Genomic DNA, 14,985 nt, shown 5'->3' with positions numbered 1-14,985 from the left:
CGTTGCCGGTAGCCTCACTCTCACTGGCCGGTTCACACGGCCACTACCAGCTATCCCCCTAACGGAGGAATCGCCGGCTACCTCTTAAATTGTTGGACCAGTCATTACTATTAGTAATAGTATTTAAACCTTTGGGATTCTCATCTCCTTCCTCTCGGAAGGGGTCTTCCCGCCAAAAAAGATAAAGACTTATAACCCTTAAGCATAATGCCTTTCAAGGTGTAACTTATGAGTGGCACAGTTAGCAAAATTGTCCGCTTTAATAATGAAGAAGAATTTTTAGAAGACATAGAAGAGGCCATGGAGAGATTTACATATCTTGCTAGTAGATATGGAGTGAATGTCATAGAAGGGATTCTCTTATGGGATTATGTTGGAATTAGGGATGAGGAAGGTATCAAAATCTTCAGAATTGGAGAATTTCCCTATGTTGAGGGAACTCTAAGAATTGATCTTGATACATTAAAAATTCTCGAAAGATATTTTGATGAAATTGAAAGTAGATGGGAAGATTTAACTACAAGCGAAATAAATTACTTTGTAGAGATGCTAAATGATGCTTTGGGTGAGGAATTAGTTTATTATGAGGCTTATGGCTTGGGGTTGGAACGGAACGAGGCGTATATAATCCTTAACATTAAAGGTCTTTACTATCTTGAGAATGTCGTAGACATGGAGGATAGGAGCATTTTAGATGAGGCAGTTTCACTTTTAATGAAATATGTGTAGGTGATGGGTGATGTTATTTAAGAAAAAAGGCCTTTTTACCGTGAAGGATGCCATGAAAGTCATTGAGATAGCCAGCAGAGAAGATCCAAGAGAGATTATTATTATGTGTGAAGCAATAGATGAGGACGCAAAGAGGAGACTTTGGGATTATGCGAGGGGAGTAGAGTTAATGGCCGATTTAACTGGCGAAGATAGGAGCGTCAAGATTGAGATACTTGAGGGCTATGTAAGTGACAAAGTAAAGGGCGTAGAATTATAGGGTGGCGGTTATGTTCTTAGCGGAGATCTTTAACAGCTGGCAAGGAGAAGGGGGAAGTGTAGAAGGCAGTGCCTTTGGTAGGAGGCAAATTTTTGTTAGATTTGCTGGGTGTGACCTTAGATGCTATTGGTGTGACTCAAGAGCCTATCTCCTTGCATCTAGTGTCCCAAAATATAGGTACGAAATAAAGCCTTTCTCAGGGAGATTTGCCTATAAACCAAATCCGGCAAAATTTGATGAAGTTGTTGATATAATTCTAAAGTTAGATACGGGGGATATACACTCTATAAGCTACACGGGAGGAGAACCAGTCCTTCAGACTCAGAATTTGCTCATGCTCATGGAGGTAATGCATGACCATGGTTTCAGAAATTTCCTAGAGACTAATGGAAGCAAGCCGGAGAGGATAAAAAAGATAGCTCCGCTTACAGATTACGCAAGTGTGGACATAAAGGATGAAACTTCCAAAGCAACTGAAAATTGGGTGGATCTGGTTCTCAAAGAGATTGAAAGTATTAGGATACTAAAAAAGGCGGGAGTAAAAACCTACGCTAAGCTTGTTGTTACAAAAGATACAAAAATGGAGCACGTTAAATGGTATGCTGAACTGTTAAAAGGCTTAGCTCCATTGGCAATCCAGCCCAAGGAGCCAATTGACATATCCCAGGTCCAATTAATGGATATTTATAATGTTGCAACTAAAATCATGGGAAGAGAAAATGTTGGGCTAAGCTTTCAGGTTCATAAGTATTTGAGTGTTCTTTAAGATGAATTTTTAAACTTCATTGTTAATTCTCTTCAGGCGATGATGTAGATTGGCCTTTGGGGTATGTGATGCCCGGGATCGACGAAGCTGAGCCTTTGAACATTTTTCTCCTTTTCCAAGGTTAGAAAAAGAATGAATAGACAAGAGATGAATCTCTCCTTTCATTTGATTATGTGTTTGTAATAATACCATAATCCTCTTATTATATCCCTGACTTCTATCATTGTGAACATAGGACTTCTGTTTATGAGATTTGCGGTTTCTTCCCAAGTATGTGCCTGCAAAACGCGGTAGATAAGGAGGTGTATCTGCCTCTCGTCGAGATATGGCTTCATCCACCCATCGAGGAAATAAAGCTTCACTATAGGTTTCACAGCATCAAGAACTGTGTCATAAGTCAAGACTTTGCCAACGAACATTTCAAGACGTTTTCTTTGTACTGGAGTTAGGTTTAGTGGGTAGTCAACTGCTTCTCCAAAGGGAGTCTCAAACAACCATCTTGCTATTTCTGGTTCTAGATCTCTATGAGTGTCTCCCAACCATTCAGTTAGCCTTATTCTAAATTCATTGTGAGCAGTTTTCACTATACTTTGGGCCTTTTTGCTTATTGGTTTCACGACTATTGCAGTGTATTCTCCACTTACTGGGTTTCTTGAGGGGCTCAAATGCACCACTGCAAATCCATTCCTTATCCAGAATCTAATGAGCTCTTCACTCGCTCCAAATCCACTTCCGACCCAGTCTAGTCCTTCTTTACTTGCTTCCTGAATTAGGAGCTCAAGGGCCCTGCTTCCGAGGCCCATATCCATTGCATCTGGATGAGTGGCTATCCTTACAACTCTATATCCCTTTAGCCGGGCGAATTCCTTTGCGTAATGATGTTTAACCATCATATCCGGTATTATGTTTCCCCTGGGCTTGTACCCTTTGACCATTTTTTCTATTTCTTTTTTTGGAATTCCACCTTCTTTTGCAACTTGCACTGCACAAACTATTTTTCCATTCTTAAGCCTCAAGATTCTTGCCTCGTGGTGTGGAGCATCGGCCAATAAAGCGACATCACTTGGTCTGTTCCTGTAATGGGCTAGTACGTAGATCCCCACGAAATGTCTTAGATCTTCTCTATCATTCTCAAACCAATCATCTAGGTCTGGTTTTTCAAAGTAGACCTCTTTCTTTCTTATGAGCTCGTAGTCCTCCTCAGTAAGCTCTACGGGTTCTGCATCTAGAAGGAGAACGTCAAAGAGCCATTTCTCAAGAGGGTCATTATTTTCATATCTAATAGGTATGGAGAGATGTATCTCTTTGAACTCTCTCTTTTCTTTAGCCTTTTTTAGAAACTTGACTGAGAAACCTCTCCCAGCTCCTTCATATCCGTGAATTGTTGATGAATAAATAACCTTTGGTTTGTTGAGGTATTTATGCAAGATTGGGACGTGGATTCCAGCGGCTTCGTCGATCACATAAACATCAGCATTCATCTTATATCCTTGTGTGGGTGGATAATACCTTAGCCCAATGCCTTTAGCGTATATTTCTTTTATAAGGCCGTTTTCTTCTATTATTTTGGGTTTGTAGCCTAACCTTTGAAGGCTTTTTTTGGCAAAGCGGAAGAGGCTTTGAACGTTTTCAAGTTCTGGTGCAGTGATGACTATTCTAACTCTTCTCTTTTTTGCCATAACAGCCAATCCAATGGATCCTATCCCTACACTGACACTTTTTCCTCTCCCTCTATCAGCGGTTAGCACTACCATCCCATCTTTTTCTACAAGCTCTTCAAGGGCTTTGAGAACCTCAACCTGTCCGTTTGTAAGACAGAGGTTGTAAAGTTCCTTCGGGAATTTTATATTATCAGGAACTTCTACTTTTTCTCGTTCAGGAAGTTTTGCTTGCTTTTTTTCATTTTTTGACCCTTTTAGAATTTTTTGAGTTTCCGCGTTAATTATATAAATTCCGTCATGTTCTTCAAATTTCCTGATCAGTCTTCTGTTAAACCTTTTCTTCACATCGTCGATGGTATAAGGTGGTGTTACAAGGCTTTTGTGAAATCCTGTCCACATGTTTTTCCACTTTTCAAAGGGATTGGCAAGAACGAATATTAATCCGCCCCCTCGAATAGTTTCAATAATTCTACCCAGATCGTTGGGTGAAAAGTCATAGCTCAGATCAAGAACAAGGAGATCGTAAGTTCTTCCCAAAATATCTCGAGTGTGTTTGAAAGTTACAGATGTCACATTTATGTTATCTCCAGCCAAAATGTCAAAATGCTTTCTAAATTCTTCATATCTCATTCTCCCGAAGGTTTCTTGTCCAAGAGCATCAGTGGCATATAAAACTTCAACTCGGCTTTCACTTTCGTCTCTGAGTTTTCTTTCCACAAGTTCATCGAGAATAGAGGATATTATCTTGGCAGAAGCCCCACCAAGAATTCCAGCCAAAGTGGCCTTTTTCATAGTTTCTCCAGCAAGGATTATCATTCTTCTGTGAAAGTTCTCTAAAGCTTCTCCAAGGGCACTTTCAGTGAGTTTTAAGATGGAGTCTTTAATCCCCTCGCTTTTTGCATATTCTCTTGTTTCTTTGTCAAATCTCACTCTCACGGTCATTTTCTCATCCCCAGAATGAAAAAGGGAATGATGTTTAAAAATCTATACTTCATTAAGATATTAATTTAAACGCTAAACTTTTATACGAAAAGATCTTACATAGCATGGTGATCTTATGAAGAAGCTGGGTATAAATGATCTTGGTAAGTTTAAGCTTGTAGGGGGTTTGGATGTTTATAGAAAAAAAGTTGCTTTCGTGGTAAGTGAGATAAATGTAGAAAAAAATGACTATTTTTCAAAGATCTATCTCTATGATGGAAGAAATGTTAAACAATTCACCTCAGGCCCTAAGGACTCAAATCCTCGGTTTTCACCAGATGGTAAGTTCATTATTTTCACATCAAAACGCGAAAAAGAGAGCAAAGAGGCTGAGCTCTATTCAATACCCACCACTGGAGGAGAAGCTAGACTTTTGACTAAGTTTAAGTTGGGAATAATAGACTATGAATACTCTCCTGATGGAAATAGCATAGCCGTAATTACTCCAATAGAGCTTGAAAAAAAGAAAAAAGGTGAAGATGTACATATCATAAAAGAAATTCCCTTCTGGTTTAATGGTATAGGATGGGTTTATGGCAAGAGGAATCAGATTTATCTTGTGGATGCAAAGAATGGTAGAAAAAGAAAATTGACACGAGGCACCTTAAACATTCAAACTTTAAAATGGAGCAAGGATGGAAGTAAAATCTACTTTATAGCCCAGGAAGATAGAGAGAAGAGGCCAATGATAAGTGATCTTTTTGTGATTGACATTAAAACCAAGAAAGTGAATAAACTCACCAATTCAGAGTGGCGTATTGGAGATTTTCTTCCAATTGATGATGGCACGTTTATTCTTAGAATGAGTACCCTCGAAAGGGGTATCCCAACTAATACACATATTTATCATTTTAACCCGGAAACTAAAGAGATTAAAAAACTCACAGCCAAACTCGATCGCTCTGCATACAATTCTCTTAATTGTGACGTTAGAGGAAAATCAAGGAATCCTCTAGTTTATAAAGAAGGGTGGATCTACTATATAGCTACTGATGGTCCAAAGGCGAATTTATTCCGTGTTAATCTGAATGGTAAAATAGAGCGTGTGGTGGAGGGGAAGAGAAGCATTGAAACTTTTGGATTTGGAGATTACATTGCATTTATTGCCCAAGACGCTACAACTCCGACAGAGCTCTATATTTTGAAAGATGGCAAAGAGAAGAAGGTTACAGCGTTTAATGATTGGATTAAAGAGTACAAACTCTCAGAACCAGAGCATTTTAAGGTTAAAGTCTCCGATGGCATAGAAATCGATGCCTGGATAATGAAACCCGTTGGATTTAAGGAAGGAAAGAAGTACCCTGCTGTCCTTGAGATCCATGGAGGCCCTAAGACTGCCTATGGTTATTCTTTCATGCATGAATTTCATGTTTTGACTGCTAATGGCTTTGTGGTAATATTCTCTAACCCAAGGGGAAGTGATGGTTACGGAGAGGAGTTTGCCGACATTAGGGAGCACTATGGTGAGAGGGACTATCAGGATTTGATGGAGGTCGTTGATGAGGCACTAAAGCGCTTTGATTTCATTGATAAAGAAAGAATAGGTGTTACCGGGGGTTCTTACGGGGGCTTCATGACTAACTGGATTGTAGGTCACACCAAGAGGTTTAAAGCTGCGGTAACTCAAAGGTCAATATCAAACTGGGTAAGCTTCTTTGGAACGACTGACATAGGGTATTACTTTGCACCTGACCAAATCGGAAAAGATCCATGGAGCAACCTCGATGGTTATTGGGATAAGAGCCCCCTCAAGTACGCGCCTAATGTAGAAACACCTCTCTTGATAATACACTCAATCGAAGACTACCGTTGCTGGCTTCCTGAAGCTTTACAGTTCTATACTGCACTCAAATATCTTGGAAAGACCGTCGAGCTCGCGTTGTTCCCAGGTGAAAACCATGACCTTTCAAGAAGCGGAAAGCCAAAGCATAGGATTAAGAGATTGGAGCTCATAGTAGGCTGGATGGAGAGATGGCTCAAGAGGTAAGTTTTTATTCTGCTTTTTGAATATTTTTACCCCCAGATGAATAAGATGATTATGAGGATAAACGCGAAGATGAGTGGGCCGAGGAGGAAAAGGGCGACAGCACTTTCCTCGGTAGGTTTATCTGGTCCGATTCTCCGAACGAGCCATAAACCAAGTGGAAAGCCTGTGATGAAGCCAATAAACCAGCCACGAGGCTCACCAAGGTGCCACTTAAGGTAGTTCATTACACTCATTGCGGTGAACAGAAGAAAAATGCCCAGTGATGCCTTCACTACACTTTTCTGTTGTCCAATCAAAATGAAAAATCCAACCCATGCGAGAATAAATAAAAAGCCCAATGTGAACTCCATGAGCATGGTAGCACACCGTAGGTTTTCTGGTGGAAGGGTATTAAAACCTAACTCAACCCAAAAACCCTCTCAAACCCGCTGCTTCGACGATTAAACTCTCATCGAACTCTCCGCTTAGTATCTTCGTGGTTATTGCCTCATGCTCTTCAACAGGCTCGACTCCAAACTCCTTTTGAAAGTCGGCAATAGGCTTTAAGAACTTGAACTTCTCAGCTGCTCTCGGGTTAAAAAACATCATGGCAAAGTTAAGATCTCTGTAAAGGCCTTTATAGTGTTCGCTGATTTTGTCTAACTCACTTTCACTTAAAGCACTCAGTCCTAAGACCTCTGGTGGAATGCCAAGGGAATAGAGGGATGCAGTAAACTTTATGGCTCTTGGTAGGGCCATGCCATTAACTTCCCTTGAGTATCCAAAAAGACCTATGTGGAGCTTCCTTCTTCTCCTTGAGGGCACATATTTTGCTACTTCTCTTATAAGTGGAGCTAGAGGTCTGAGTTCTTTAGAGTATTTTTCTTTGTACTTTTCTAAAATCGCAAAGATTTCCTCACCTATTGGTTCTGCAGTCTTTCGCTTAGAGTCGTTAACATGTTCAATGGCTTTAATAACTTCTTTTGGCTGGTGATCGTATTTAAATGAACTCTGGATGGTAAAAGTTTGAACACTTGGGTATTCTTCCAAGACTTCTTCAACATTATTGGGGGTAAAATGCCCCCTAAATGGTACTCCACCTACGCCTATTATTGGGTATATGGTAATACCAATTTCCTCTTCAAGTTCCTGAAGTTTGAACAGTGCATATTTATCATAGATAACAGCACTTATCAAGCCGTAATTCATTGCGGGATCACTTCTTGCGAGAAAGATTCGCTGATATTCAAATTGTTTTCCCGTTAAGTATTCTTCTAAGATTTCATGTGCATTTAATATGGCTTCTTTTGTCTCAAAAAGAGGTATAACACTTATTTCTTCCGGGTAGAATTTTCCAATCCATTCATAGATCTTCACGTCATAGACTCGTTTGTACTGTTTTCCTATTATGTATTTTTTGTAGAGCTCATAAACTCTTTCTATTTCCTCTGATGAAGTTGTCATTGGGAGTATAACTTCGAATATTGGAGCAATCTCCTCATTATAGAAAATCTTGGCATAGTCTGCAGAGCGAGGTATACTTTCGAGAGTTTCAAGTAAAAGTTTAGCTTCAGCCTTTTCTACACTGGGATTCGGGACACGGGGAGTTATTCTAAAATCTTTGCCTAGTTTCTTCTTTTTAAAGAATTCCCCATATTTTTCTAGTAGTTTTTTTACTACAAACTCGTCTACTTCTTTTCCTTCAAAGTCCCACATTTGTTCCTGCACTTCAAGTACACTAAAAGCGTAGAACGCTTCCAAGACTTCGTCTTCTCCTCCCAGAGAACTTTCATGTGCAAAAAATGGTATGAATACGTTGTCAGGATGTTGAGTACTCATTGTCCTTGGTATCATTTTGCCCACCAAATCGAGAGAGAATGTAAAAATTTTAAGGTTTTTGATTAATTTATTGTATGTATGACAGAAAATCTCAAAATATTCTTGTTCACTTTGCATAACATTTTAATTCTTTAAAAACAATCTTTGCTGGTGGTGATTATGAAAATACTGAAACATATTAATAGGTTTCCTCAAAGATATGGTCCAGAATGGGGAAGTGGGGGCATATTTGGCCTAAGATATCATAACGATGTTCTCTATTTTACAGTGGCATTTGAGGCCCAAGCCCACTTCATAAGGGAAGACTCAAAAAGAATCTATGAGTTCGAGCTTGTTGGAGAAAAACCAACATCCGGTGGAGATACGTACAATGCAGTTGAGACGGTGGATGAATTTATTTATTTTGGAGGTTGGGTTCATGCTCCAGCAATCTATGAAGGGAAAAATGAAAAATCCACTATAAGTTTTGTAAACAAGTACTCTCATGTTCATGAATATGATACTGAAAATGATGAAATAAGACTCCTATGGAAGGAATCGATTCACCATAATACTGACTGGGCCGGAGAGGTCAGTGACATAATTTATGACCCCTATGAAGACAAACTCCTCATAGCAAGAGAGGATGGTCATGCAAATCTCGGCATATATGAACTCGATAGGAAGAGTGGAAAAATGGAACTTTTGAATGAAAACCCAAGCCTCAAGGGAGCGCTTGTTCATGATACTGTCTTCTTTGGGGTAGGCAAAAATTTCAATTGGGGCATGATGGAGGTTCATGTCTTTGATCTTATTACAAGAAAGTGGGAGCGGTTCCCAGTAGGTCAGACCTCAGTTGATGGAAACTCATTTGTACGACCTAACCTTGGAGATATGGAAAGCGCATATAACAGAGTATTTGCCTTTGTTAGAGGGGGAATGTTCGTTGGAAATCCAGTTAATGAAGAAGAAATGGTTTTTGTGAGACTCTTTGATTTTCCAAATTTCTACGCCCCCATGAGAACAAATGCACTAACAATAGGTGGGGGCATTCTAGTAGCCTATAATGCACATCATGATGCGGTGTATAGACCTATGAATGAAGAAGGAAAAATCATGGCAGAGTTCACCAATAGTATAAATGCTCCCTCTCTACTTCTCTATATAACCCCACCAATGGTCAAAATCGTTGGTATCTTTGGAGCAAGAATAACAAGCATTGAAAAGGCCTTTGGAAAGATATTACTTGGAACAAATACAACTCCAAATACTGGTGCATTAGAGGCTACTCCGTTTGATACCGGAAACAAGGATATTGTTATTCTAGACGAAGCGATAATACAGAGGGCTCCCCCAGCATTAAGTATTTCCATTGAAATGGCTTCTCTTGCAAAAGCAGAGCAACTTTTTGGAGCAAGTGCATTTGGAGGAATACCTCTTGATGGATATAAAAACCCGAGGATGATAATAAATGCGAGTAAAGACAATAGACTGACAGTATATGAGTATGATCTTTCCCTTCCAGTGGGGAGGGCTTATGAGGAAGTCATTGGCATTGAGGAAGGAAGGAACGTCATTGATCTATCTGCTTTTAGTGGCATTGTTTCATTTAAACTCAAAAAACCGGACTTTGCAGGAAAAATAAAAATAGAACTTCTTTGATTCATTTAATTTTTAAATAGATCAGGTTCCTATTGTGTTCTTCCAGCTTAGACTACTCTCAATCAGCTCTTCTTGAGTAGTTTTCCTCTCACTGATGATTATTGGTTCAAAGATTCTGAGCATTTCTAGAAGTTTTTCTTGAGGAAGTTTGTTTTCCTCGAATATTATGTAACCCTTTTTCGTATACCCGTTTAGAAATACTCTGTATACTGCTGGGTTTAGTAGGAGTTGGTATTGAGTTTTCCTAGCCTCGGCGGGCGTGATGTTATTGAGTTTAAAATCTATCCTCTTCATCTCTCTCACCCAAAATAATTCTTTATGTCTATGTAAGTCTTTTTGTATAGTTCGCTTCTTTTCATTTGTTCTATAAACTCCCTGGTTCTTACGTATTTATCTTTTTTATATTCCCATTCCGGATGTAGAGCCTTCCATTCTTCCCACGTATAGCTGAATTGAGCTTGGATTTTGTCCCTATATAGTTCAGGAATCACATTAAATGTGCAGAATGGCACTATTCTTCCATCCGGTAGTGCATAATGAATCACGCATCTCTCCACTCTCTCAATATCATAATTGTACTCGTCCATGAAGTGCATCATGCCAAGGAATAGAGTTCTGTTGTGGAATTCTCCTAAGGCTTCATAGGTTCCATGGGTGAAGGCATGTCTCATAATTTTAAGCACATCAAAGCTTTTTGGAGCATAGTCCTCATCATAGAAACTCTTAAACTTTAGAAAGATTTCTGCTCCAAGCTTTAACTTTTGAAGTCTTCCTAGTGAGTTCCATTCTTTAATTTCTTCTACTCTCTCTTCTAAGAATTCTACGAATCCCTCAACATCAAGGAACCTAGAGATGGGAATTACTCTATTCTCGTCAAGGAAAATGTAAGTAGCAGCCCCACATCCAAAGTGGGAGGTCATGTAGTATTTTCTACCTGCAAAAGCCTCAAAGAATCTTGCAATGTGGCCAGCTATAGGAATCGGGTACCAATCCTCTTTTGCTATAGCTCCATTTGTTTGCTCATCTATTTTTTGTATTGCCCCAGGAATTGTGATTCTAAAGCGCTGTCTCTCTCTTCTTGGGACTCTTCCAACAAGGGAAATTGGTTGGAAGTTTACGCCCCTGACTATGTCAAGATGGTTAAGACCAAAGTTTATAATAGCTCCAAGCTCATGGTCATTTACGTTCCTTATAGTGGTGGGTACCAGAACTATTCCAGGCCCTTCAGCTTTTCTTACGTTCTCGAAAATCAATGGAATTTCCCAGTGGTTCTTCCAATTGGTTTGAGGAGTCATTCCATCATAGCTTAGATAGAGGGTATTTACACCTGCTTCTCGGAGATTTTTCACAAGTACAGGGTCAAAGGCAAGTTTTATTCCATCCGTGTTCAATTGAATGTGGTCATAACCTTCTTCTTTTGCTATTTTGACAATCTCGATAATATCATCCCTAAGCGTTGGTTCTCCTCCTGTGAACTGAACTGCGTTCGCCCCAACAGGTTCTTCTTTCTTTGCATTACGGAGCATTATTCTAATCTGCTCTAAAGTAGGCTCGTAAATTGGTTGCCCTTCTTTGGCATAGAAAAAGCAATACCAACAAGATAAATTACACCGATTGGTCAAAACAATGTTAAGAAGGTTTGTATGGGAGTAATGTCTTGGACATAAACCGCAATCAAAAGGACAATTAACACCTGTGTTCTCAACATTATACGTCTTTATTTTAAACTCAAATTTCCACTCTTCAAAGCGTTTGTACATCTCAGCATCTTCATAATAAACATCAGTAATCATACCTTCAGAACATTTCTTTGTTATCCAAATTTTTCCATCTTTTTCCCAGACAACAGCAGGGACAATGTCACGTGTTTCTGGACAAATAGACCATGTCTTATGGGGCAGAGACCCACCATAATGCTTACTGGCTTTGCTAAGGAGTTTGTAGAACTCTTCATCACTGATTTCAGGGTATTCAATAATGTCTTGGGGGTGCTTGCTTGATTCTTCAAATTCTTTTTCTCCGCTTGGCACCACCCCAGATGCTTCTTCCATATTCTTCACCTCTAAGAGTTTTTACAAACATGGAGTATAAAAACTTTTGCGTAAATATGAAGATTTACTTTCATAGGTGTACCAAAAGAGTTGAAAGGGATGTGAATCTCATTGGTAAAAATGTTCACTCATGGTTTTGATGTGAGGATTCATTGAAAAGTATTAAAAATACAGTCGTGTCACATAAGCTGGTGGTGAAAAATGCCTGCAAGAGAAATGAGAATGGAAATGTTCCTCAAGGCCTTGATGCGGAGAGACTATGCTAAGGCTAAGTCTCATATTGATAAGCTCGAGAAGATAGTAGGTGACGATGAATGGGGGAGAGGGTATAGTAGGGCTATAAATGGGTTTCTTTCAGCTTTAAAAGACACCGATTCAGATGCATTGATAGTCCAGCTTATTCGAGAGCCCAATAATGAAAAGGCCCAAGAGCTTCTCGAACATTTTGAAAGTATTCTCCAGCATGAATTTAGAGATGATTACGAGAAAGGATACTATACTGCTTGGAAAGAACTTTTAACAGCTTATCTTTCTCAAGAAAGGTTGGGTGTTAAAAGTGGCAAAAAAGCATGAAGCAATGAAGAAGTTGGAAGAACGAGTAAAAACTTGCAGAAAGTGTCCTTTAGGAGAACTTAGAACAAACGCTGTTCCGGGTTCAGGGAGCTACGAATCGAAGATAATGTTTGTTGGAGAAGGACCAGGATACTGGGAAGATCAGAAAGGCTTGCCCTTTGTGGGAAGGGCAGGGAAGGTATTAGATGAACTTTTAGAAAGTATTGGTCTAACGAGAGATGAGGTGTATATCACAAACATCATAAAATGTAGACCTCCAAACAATCGGGATCCAACAGAAGAAGAGATAAAAACATGTTCTCCATATCTGGATATGCAGATCGATCTACTTCGACCAAAAATCATAGTGCCACTGGGCAGGCATTCGATGTCATATATCCTCAAGAAATTTGGGTTTGAGCCAGAGCCGATAAGCAAGATTCACGGGAAGACCTTTGAAGCAAGGACACTTTTTGGCAAAATTGTCATAATGCCAATTTACCATCCTGCTGTTGCTCTTTATAGACCCCAACTTAGAGAAGAATTAGAAAAGGATTTTAAAAAGCTTCGAACTCTTCTGGATGATTTGCTTTAACTTTGTTAAACACTTTTTGAAGCTTCTTTTATAGTTCTTTTAGCCTCTCCAAATAATATTTAGAGGTTGTTCTAAAATTATACAAAAATCTCGGGAAAACGTTTTTATGGAAAGAGAGCTGTATTGTATAATGTTAAACACAGCTTATCACATATAAACTACAAAGAACAGGAACCTACAATATTGTTCATAGAAGGAATTTCGAGATATGGCAGTGTACTCCTTAAAAATTTCGGTAATTAGCAAATATACAACAAAATCTCCAAAAAATTTATAAAATACTCGAAGAATTCGGACTCGCAAATATTGATACTGGGGGTGTTTATGGAATGGCGGACTTTGGAATCTTGTCTTTGCTGCCACCTTTGGTAGCTATTATATTGGCTATCTGGTCAAAAAGAGTATTATTCGCTTTGTTTGCAGGTGTTTGGATTGGTGGAGTCATGGCATCTGGATGGAACCCAGTAACCGGCACAATTCAAACATGGACTTGGATAATTGAGAATGTGACAGACAGCTGGAATGCAACGATTTTAGTCTTTGACTTTCTGATTGGTGCCGGAGTTGGACTAATTTATAAATCAGGAGGAGCCCATGCAGTTGCAAGAAGTTTAACAAAGAAGGTGAAGAACAGTAAAGGTGCCTCGGTGCTTGGATGGCTTTTGGGAATTCTTGTCTTCTTCGATGACTATACCAACACCATCATAGTTGGTAACACTATGAGGCCAATAACAGACAGGGCAAGGGTCTCAAGAGAAATGCTTGCTTATATCGATGATTCAACCGCAGCACCAGTAGCTGGATTAGCATTAGTCTCTACATGGATCGGCTACGAAATTGGATTGATTGGTGAATCCTTTGATAGCCTTGGAATTACTCTCGGTTCCTATGCTGCTTGGCTTTCAAGTGTTCCTTATAGGTTCTATTCAATCTTGGCTATAATACTAGTGTTCCTAGTTGCTTATACTCACAGACACTACGGCCCAATGCTCCATGCTGAGTATAGGGCAAGGACAACTGGAAAAGTCATGCGTGATGGAGCTAAACCATTAATGACAACTGAAGTGGATCTTGGAATGCCAAAAGAAACTGGAGATGTCTGGAACTTTATCCTACCGATCCTTAGCCTTGTGTTTATAACTCTCTATGGAATGTGGTACACTGGTGGTGGAGGAGCAACTTACGCAGAGGAAGGTCTGATGGGAGTACTTTCGAACTCCGATGCTGCCACTGCCTTGCTCTGGGGTTCATTTAGCATGGTCTTGGTTGGAATGGTAATAATTCTTGCAAGAAAACAAATGACAGTTGAAGAAGTTGAAACCGCAATTGTCCAAGGTATGAAACAAATGATGTTGGCAACTGCAATTTTAGTGCTTGCATGGAGTATCAAAAGTGCTACAACCGCTGTTGGAACCGCTGATTATGTAGTAAACCTAGCTACAAGCGCAAACATTCCAGCAGGAATAGTCCCACTTATAGTATTCCTAGTAGCAATGTTCATATCATTTACAACAGGAACTTCTTGGGGAACTTTCGGTATCCTCATGCCAATTGCAATTCCTTTAGCATATCAAATTACAGGCGGACAAATTGGTCCCGTTCTCTATGCCTCAATAGGTGCAGTTTTTGCTGGTGGTATCTTTGGTGACCACTGTTCACCAATAAGTGATACCACAATTATGAGTTCAATGTTCTCAGGAAGTGACCACATAGATCACGTAAATACCCAGATTCCATACGCCGTAACAGCTGCAGGAAGTGGAATAATCCTCTACATCCTCTTTGCAATAGGTGTCCACAGCTGGCCAGTCTTGCTACCAATAGGCTTTGTGCTCCTAATTGTTGCTTGGTACGTGCTTAGTGAATGGTACGGCAAGAAATACGGAATTCCACACGGAAAAGTGCCGGTATATGTTGTCGAGGAGTGAGCTCTTTCTACTCTTTT

At 39.6% G+C, this 14,985-nt stretch carries 13 protein-coding genes; 8 read left to right on the top strand and 5 right to left on the bottom strand.

Translation table 11 applies throughout. The annotated features are described in order from the left end of the window. The first annotated feature begins 228 nt into the window (after nt 1-228). The 3 genes from EP1X_RS08370 to EP1X_RS08360 are packed head-to-tail and all read left to right on the top strand — an operon-like array spanning nt 229 to nt 1,754. Nucleotides 229-729, top strand: a complete 501-nt coding sequence (locus tag EP1X_RS08370; RefSeq protein WP_055283540.1) for a hypothetical protein — start codon at nt 229-231, stop codon at nt 727-729. A 10-nt stretch (nt 730-739) separates the two neighbouring features. Further along, on the top strand, nt 740-988 hold the full coding sequence (locus EP1X_RS08365; protein ID WP_055283538.1) for a hypothetical protein: 249 nt from the start codon (nt 740-742) through the stop codon (nt 986-988). Between the two features lie 10 nt (nt 989-998). Beyond that, nucleotides 999-1,754, top strand: a complete 756-nt coding sequence (locus EP1X_RS08360; protein ID WP_055283536.1) for a 7-carboxy-7-deazaguanine synthase QueE — start codon at nt 999-1,001, stop codon at nt 1,752-1,754. Nucleotides 1,755-1,915: 161 nt separating this feature from the next. On the opposite strand, the gene EP1X_RS08355 is transcribed toward EP1X_RS08360, so the two are convergent. Continuing rightward, nucleotides 1,916-4,357, bottom strand: coding sequence for a tRNA(Met) cytidine acetyltransferase TmcA (locus EP1X_RS08355; RefSeq protein WP_055283535.1), 2,442 nt, complete (start codon nt 4,355-4,357; stop codon nt 1,916-1,918). A gap of 115 nt (nt 4,358-4,472) precedes the next feature. On the opposite strand from EP1X_RS08355, the gene EP1X_RS08350 reads away from it, so the two are divergent. After that, nucleotides 4,473-6,383 (top strand): S9 family peptidase, encoded by a 1,911-nt coding sequence (locus EP1X_RS08350; protein ID WP_055283533.1) that lies wholly within the window; start codon nt 4,473-4,475, stop codon nt 6,381-6,383. Between the two features lie 26 nt (nt 6,384-6,409). Here the strand turns inward: EP1X_RS08350 and EP1X_RS08345 are convergent, their stop codons facing one another. Further along, the gene (locus EP1X_RS08345) at nt 6,410-6,739 is read right to left on the bottom strand and encodes a hypothetical protein (protein WP_055283531.1); all 330 of its coding nucleotides are present in this window, start codon (nt 6,737-6,739) and stop codon (nt 6,410-6,412) included. A 46-nt stretch (nt 6,740-6,785) separates the two neighbouring features. After that, entirely contained in the window at nt 6,786-8,216 is a 1,431-nt protein-coding gene (gene ppcA / locus EP1X_RS08340) for a phosphoenolpyruvate carboxylase (RefSeq protein ID WP_055283530.1), read from the bottom strand. A 144-nt stretch (nt 8,217-8,360) separates the two neighbouring features. On the opposite strand from ppcA, the gene EP1X_RS08335 reads away from it, so the two are divergent. Then, nucleotides 8,361-9,842 carry a DUF2139 domain-containing protein gene (locus tag EP1X_RS08335; RefSeq protein ID WP_055283528.1) on the top strand — a complete coding sequence of 494 codons (1,482 nt, stop codon included), beginning with the start codon at nt 8,361-8,363 and terminating at the stop codon, nt 9,840-9,842. A 21-nt stretch (nt 9,843-9,863) separates the two neighbouring features. On the opposite strand, the gene EP1X_RS08330 is transcribed toward EP1X_RS08335, so the two are convergent. Together EP1X_RS08330 and tes are read right to left on the bottom strand one after the other, a co-directional pair. Next, nucleotides 9,864-10,136 carry a DUF3213 domain-containing protein gene (locus EP1X_RS08330; RefSeq protein WP_055283526.1) on the bottom strand — a complete coding sequence of 91 codons (273 nt, stop codon included), beginning with the start codon at nt 10,134-10,136 and terminating at the stop codon, nt 9,864-9,866. Between the two features lie 5 nt (nt 10,137-10,141). Continuing rightward, nucleotides 10,142-11,893 (bottom strand): tetraether lipid synthase Tes, encoded by a 1,752-nt coding sequence (tes, locus tag EP1X_RS08325; protein ID WP_055283524.1) that lies wholly within the window; start codon nt 11,891-11,893, stop codon nt 10,142-10,144. Nucleotides 11,894-12,094: 201 nt separating this feature from the next. Here tes and EP1X_RS08320 point away from each other — a divergent pair, with 201 nt between their 5' ends. The 3 genes from EP1X_RS08320 (at nt 12,095) to EP1X_RS08310 (ending at nt 14,968) form a co-directional block, all read left to right on the top strand. Beyond that, nucleotides 12,095-12,466, top strand: a complete 372-nt coding sequence (locus tag EP1X_RS08320; protein ID WP_055283523.1) for a hypothetical protein — start codon at nt 12,095-12,097, stop codon at nt 12,464-12,466. Nucleotides 12,467-12,470: 4 nt separating this feature from the next. After that, the gene (udg, locus tag EP1X_RS08315; RefSeq protein WP_055283548.1) at nt 12,471-13,040 is read left to right on the top strand and encodes a type-4 uracil-DNA glycosylase; all 570 of its coding nucleotides are present in this window, start codon (nt 12,471-12,473) and stop codon (nt 13,038-13,040) included. Between the two features lie 329 nt (nt 13,041-13,369). Continuing rightward, entirely contained in the window at nt 13,370-14,968 is a 1,599-nt protein-coding gene (locus tag EP1X_RS08310; RefSeq protein ID WP_055283521.1) for a Na+/H+ antiporter NhaC family protein, read from the top strand. The last annotated feature ends 17 nt before the right edge of the window (nt 14,969-14,985 follow it).

The sequence above is a fragment of the Thermococcus sp. EP1 genome (assembly GCF_001317345.1).
Lineage (GTDB): Archaea > Methanobacteriota_B > Thermococci > Thermococcales > Thermococcaceae > Thermococcus_A.
This window is presented reverse-complemented; position numbering and strand designations above follow the sequence as displayed.

Coding starts and splice junctions, on each gene's coding strand:
- EP1X_RS08320 (WP_055283523.1), top strand. CDS start 12,095: ATGCCTGCAAGAGAAATGAGAATGGAAATGTTCCTCAAGGCCTTGATG.
- ppcA (WP_055283530.1), bottom strand. CDS start 8,216: ATGATACCAAGGACAATGAGTACTCAACATCCTGACAACGTATTCATA.
- EP1X_RS08355 (WP_055283535.1), bottom strand. CDS start 4,357: ATGACCGTGAGAGTGAGATTTGACAAAGAAACAAGAGAATATGCAAAA.
- EP1X_RS08345 (WP_055283531.1), bottom strand. CDS start 6,739: ATGCTCATGGAGTTCACATTGGGCTTTTTATTTATTCTCGCATGGGTT.
- EP1X_RS08370 (WP_055283540.1), top strand. CDS start 229: ATGAGTGGCACAGTTAGCAAAATTGTCCGCTTTAATAATGAAGAAGAA.
- EP1X_RS08350 (WP_055283533.1), top strand. CDS start 4,473: ATGAAGAAGCTGGGTATAAATGATCTTGGTAAGTTTAAGCTTGTAGGG.
- udg (WP_055283548.1), top strand. CDS start 12,471: ATGAAGAAGTTGGAAGAACGAGTAAAAACTTGCAGAAAGTGTCCTTTA.
- EP1X_RS08365 (WP_055283538.1), top strand. CDS start 740: ATGTTATTTAAGAAAAAAGGCCTTTTTACCGTGAAGGATGCCATGAAA.
- tes (WP_055283524.1), bottom strand. CDS start 11,893: ATGGAAGAAGCATCTGGGGTGGTGCCAAGCGGAGAAAAAGAATTTGAA.
- EP1X_RS08310 (WP_055283521.1), top strand. CDS start 13,370: ATGGCGGACTTTGGAATCTTGTCTTTGCTGCCACCTTTGGTAGCTATT.
- EP1X_RS08335 (WP_055283528.1), top strand. CDS start 8,361: ATGAAAATACTGAAACATATTAATAGGTTTCCTCAAAGATATGGTCCA.
- EP1X_RS08360 (WP_055283536.1), top strand. CDS start 999: ATGTTCTTAGCGGAGATCTTTAACAGCTGGCAAGGAGAAGGGGGAAGT.
- EP1X_RS08330 (WP_055283526.1), bottom strand. CDS start 10,136: ATGAAGAGGATAGATTTTAAACTCAATAACATCACGCCCGCCGAGGCT.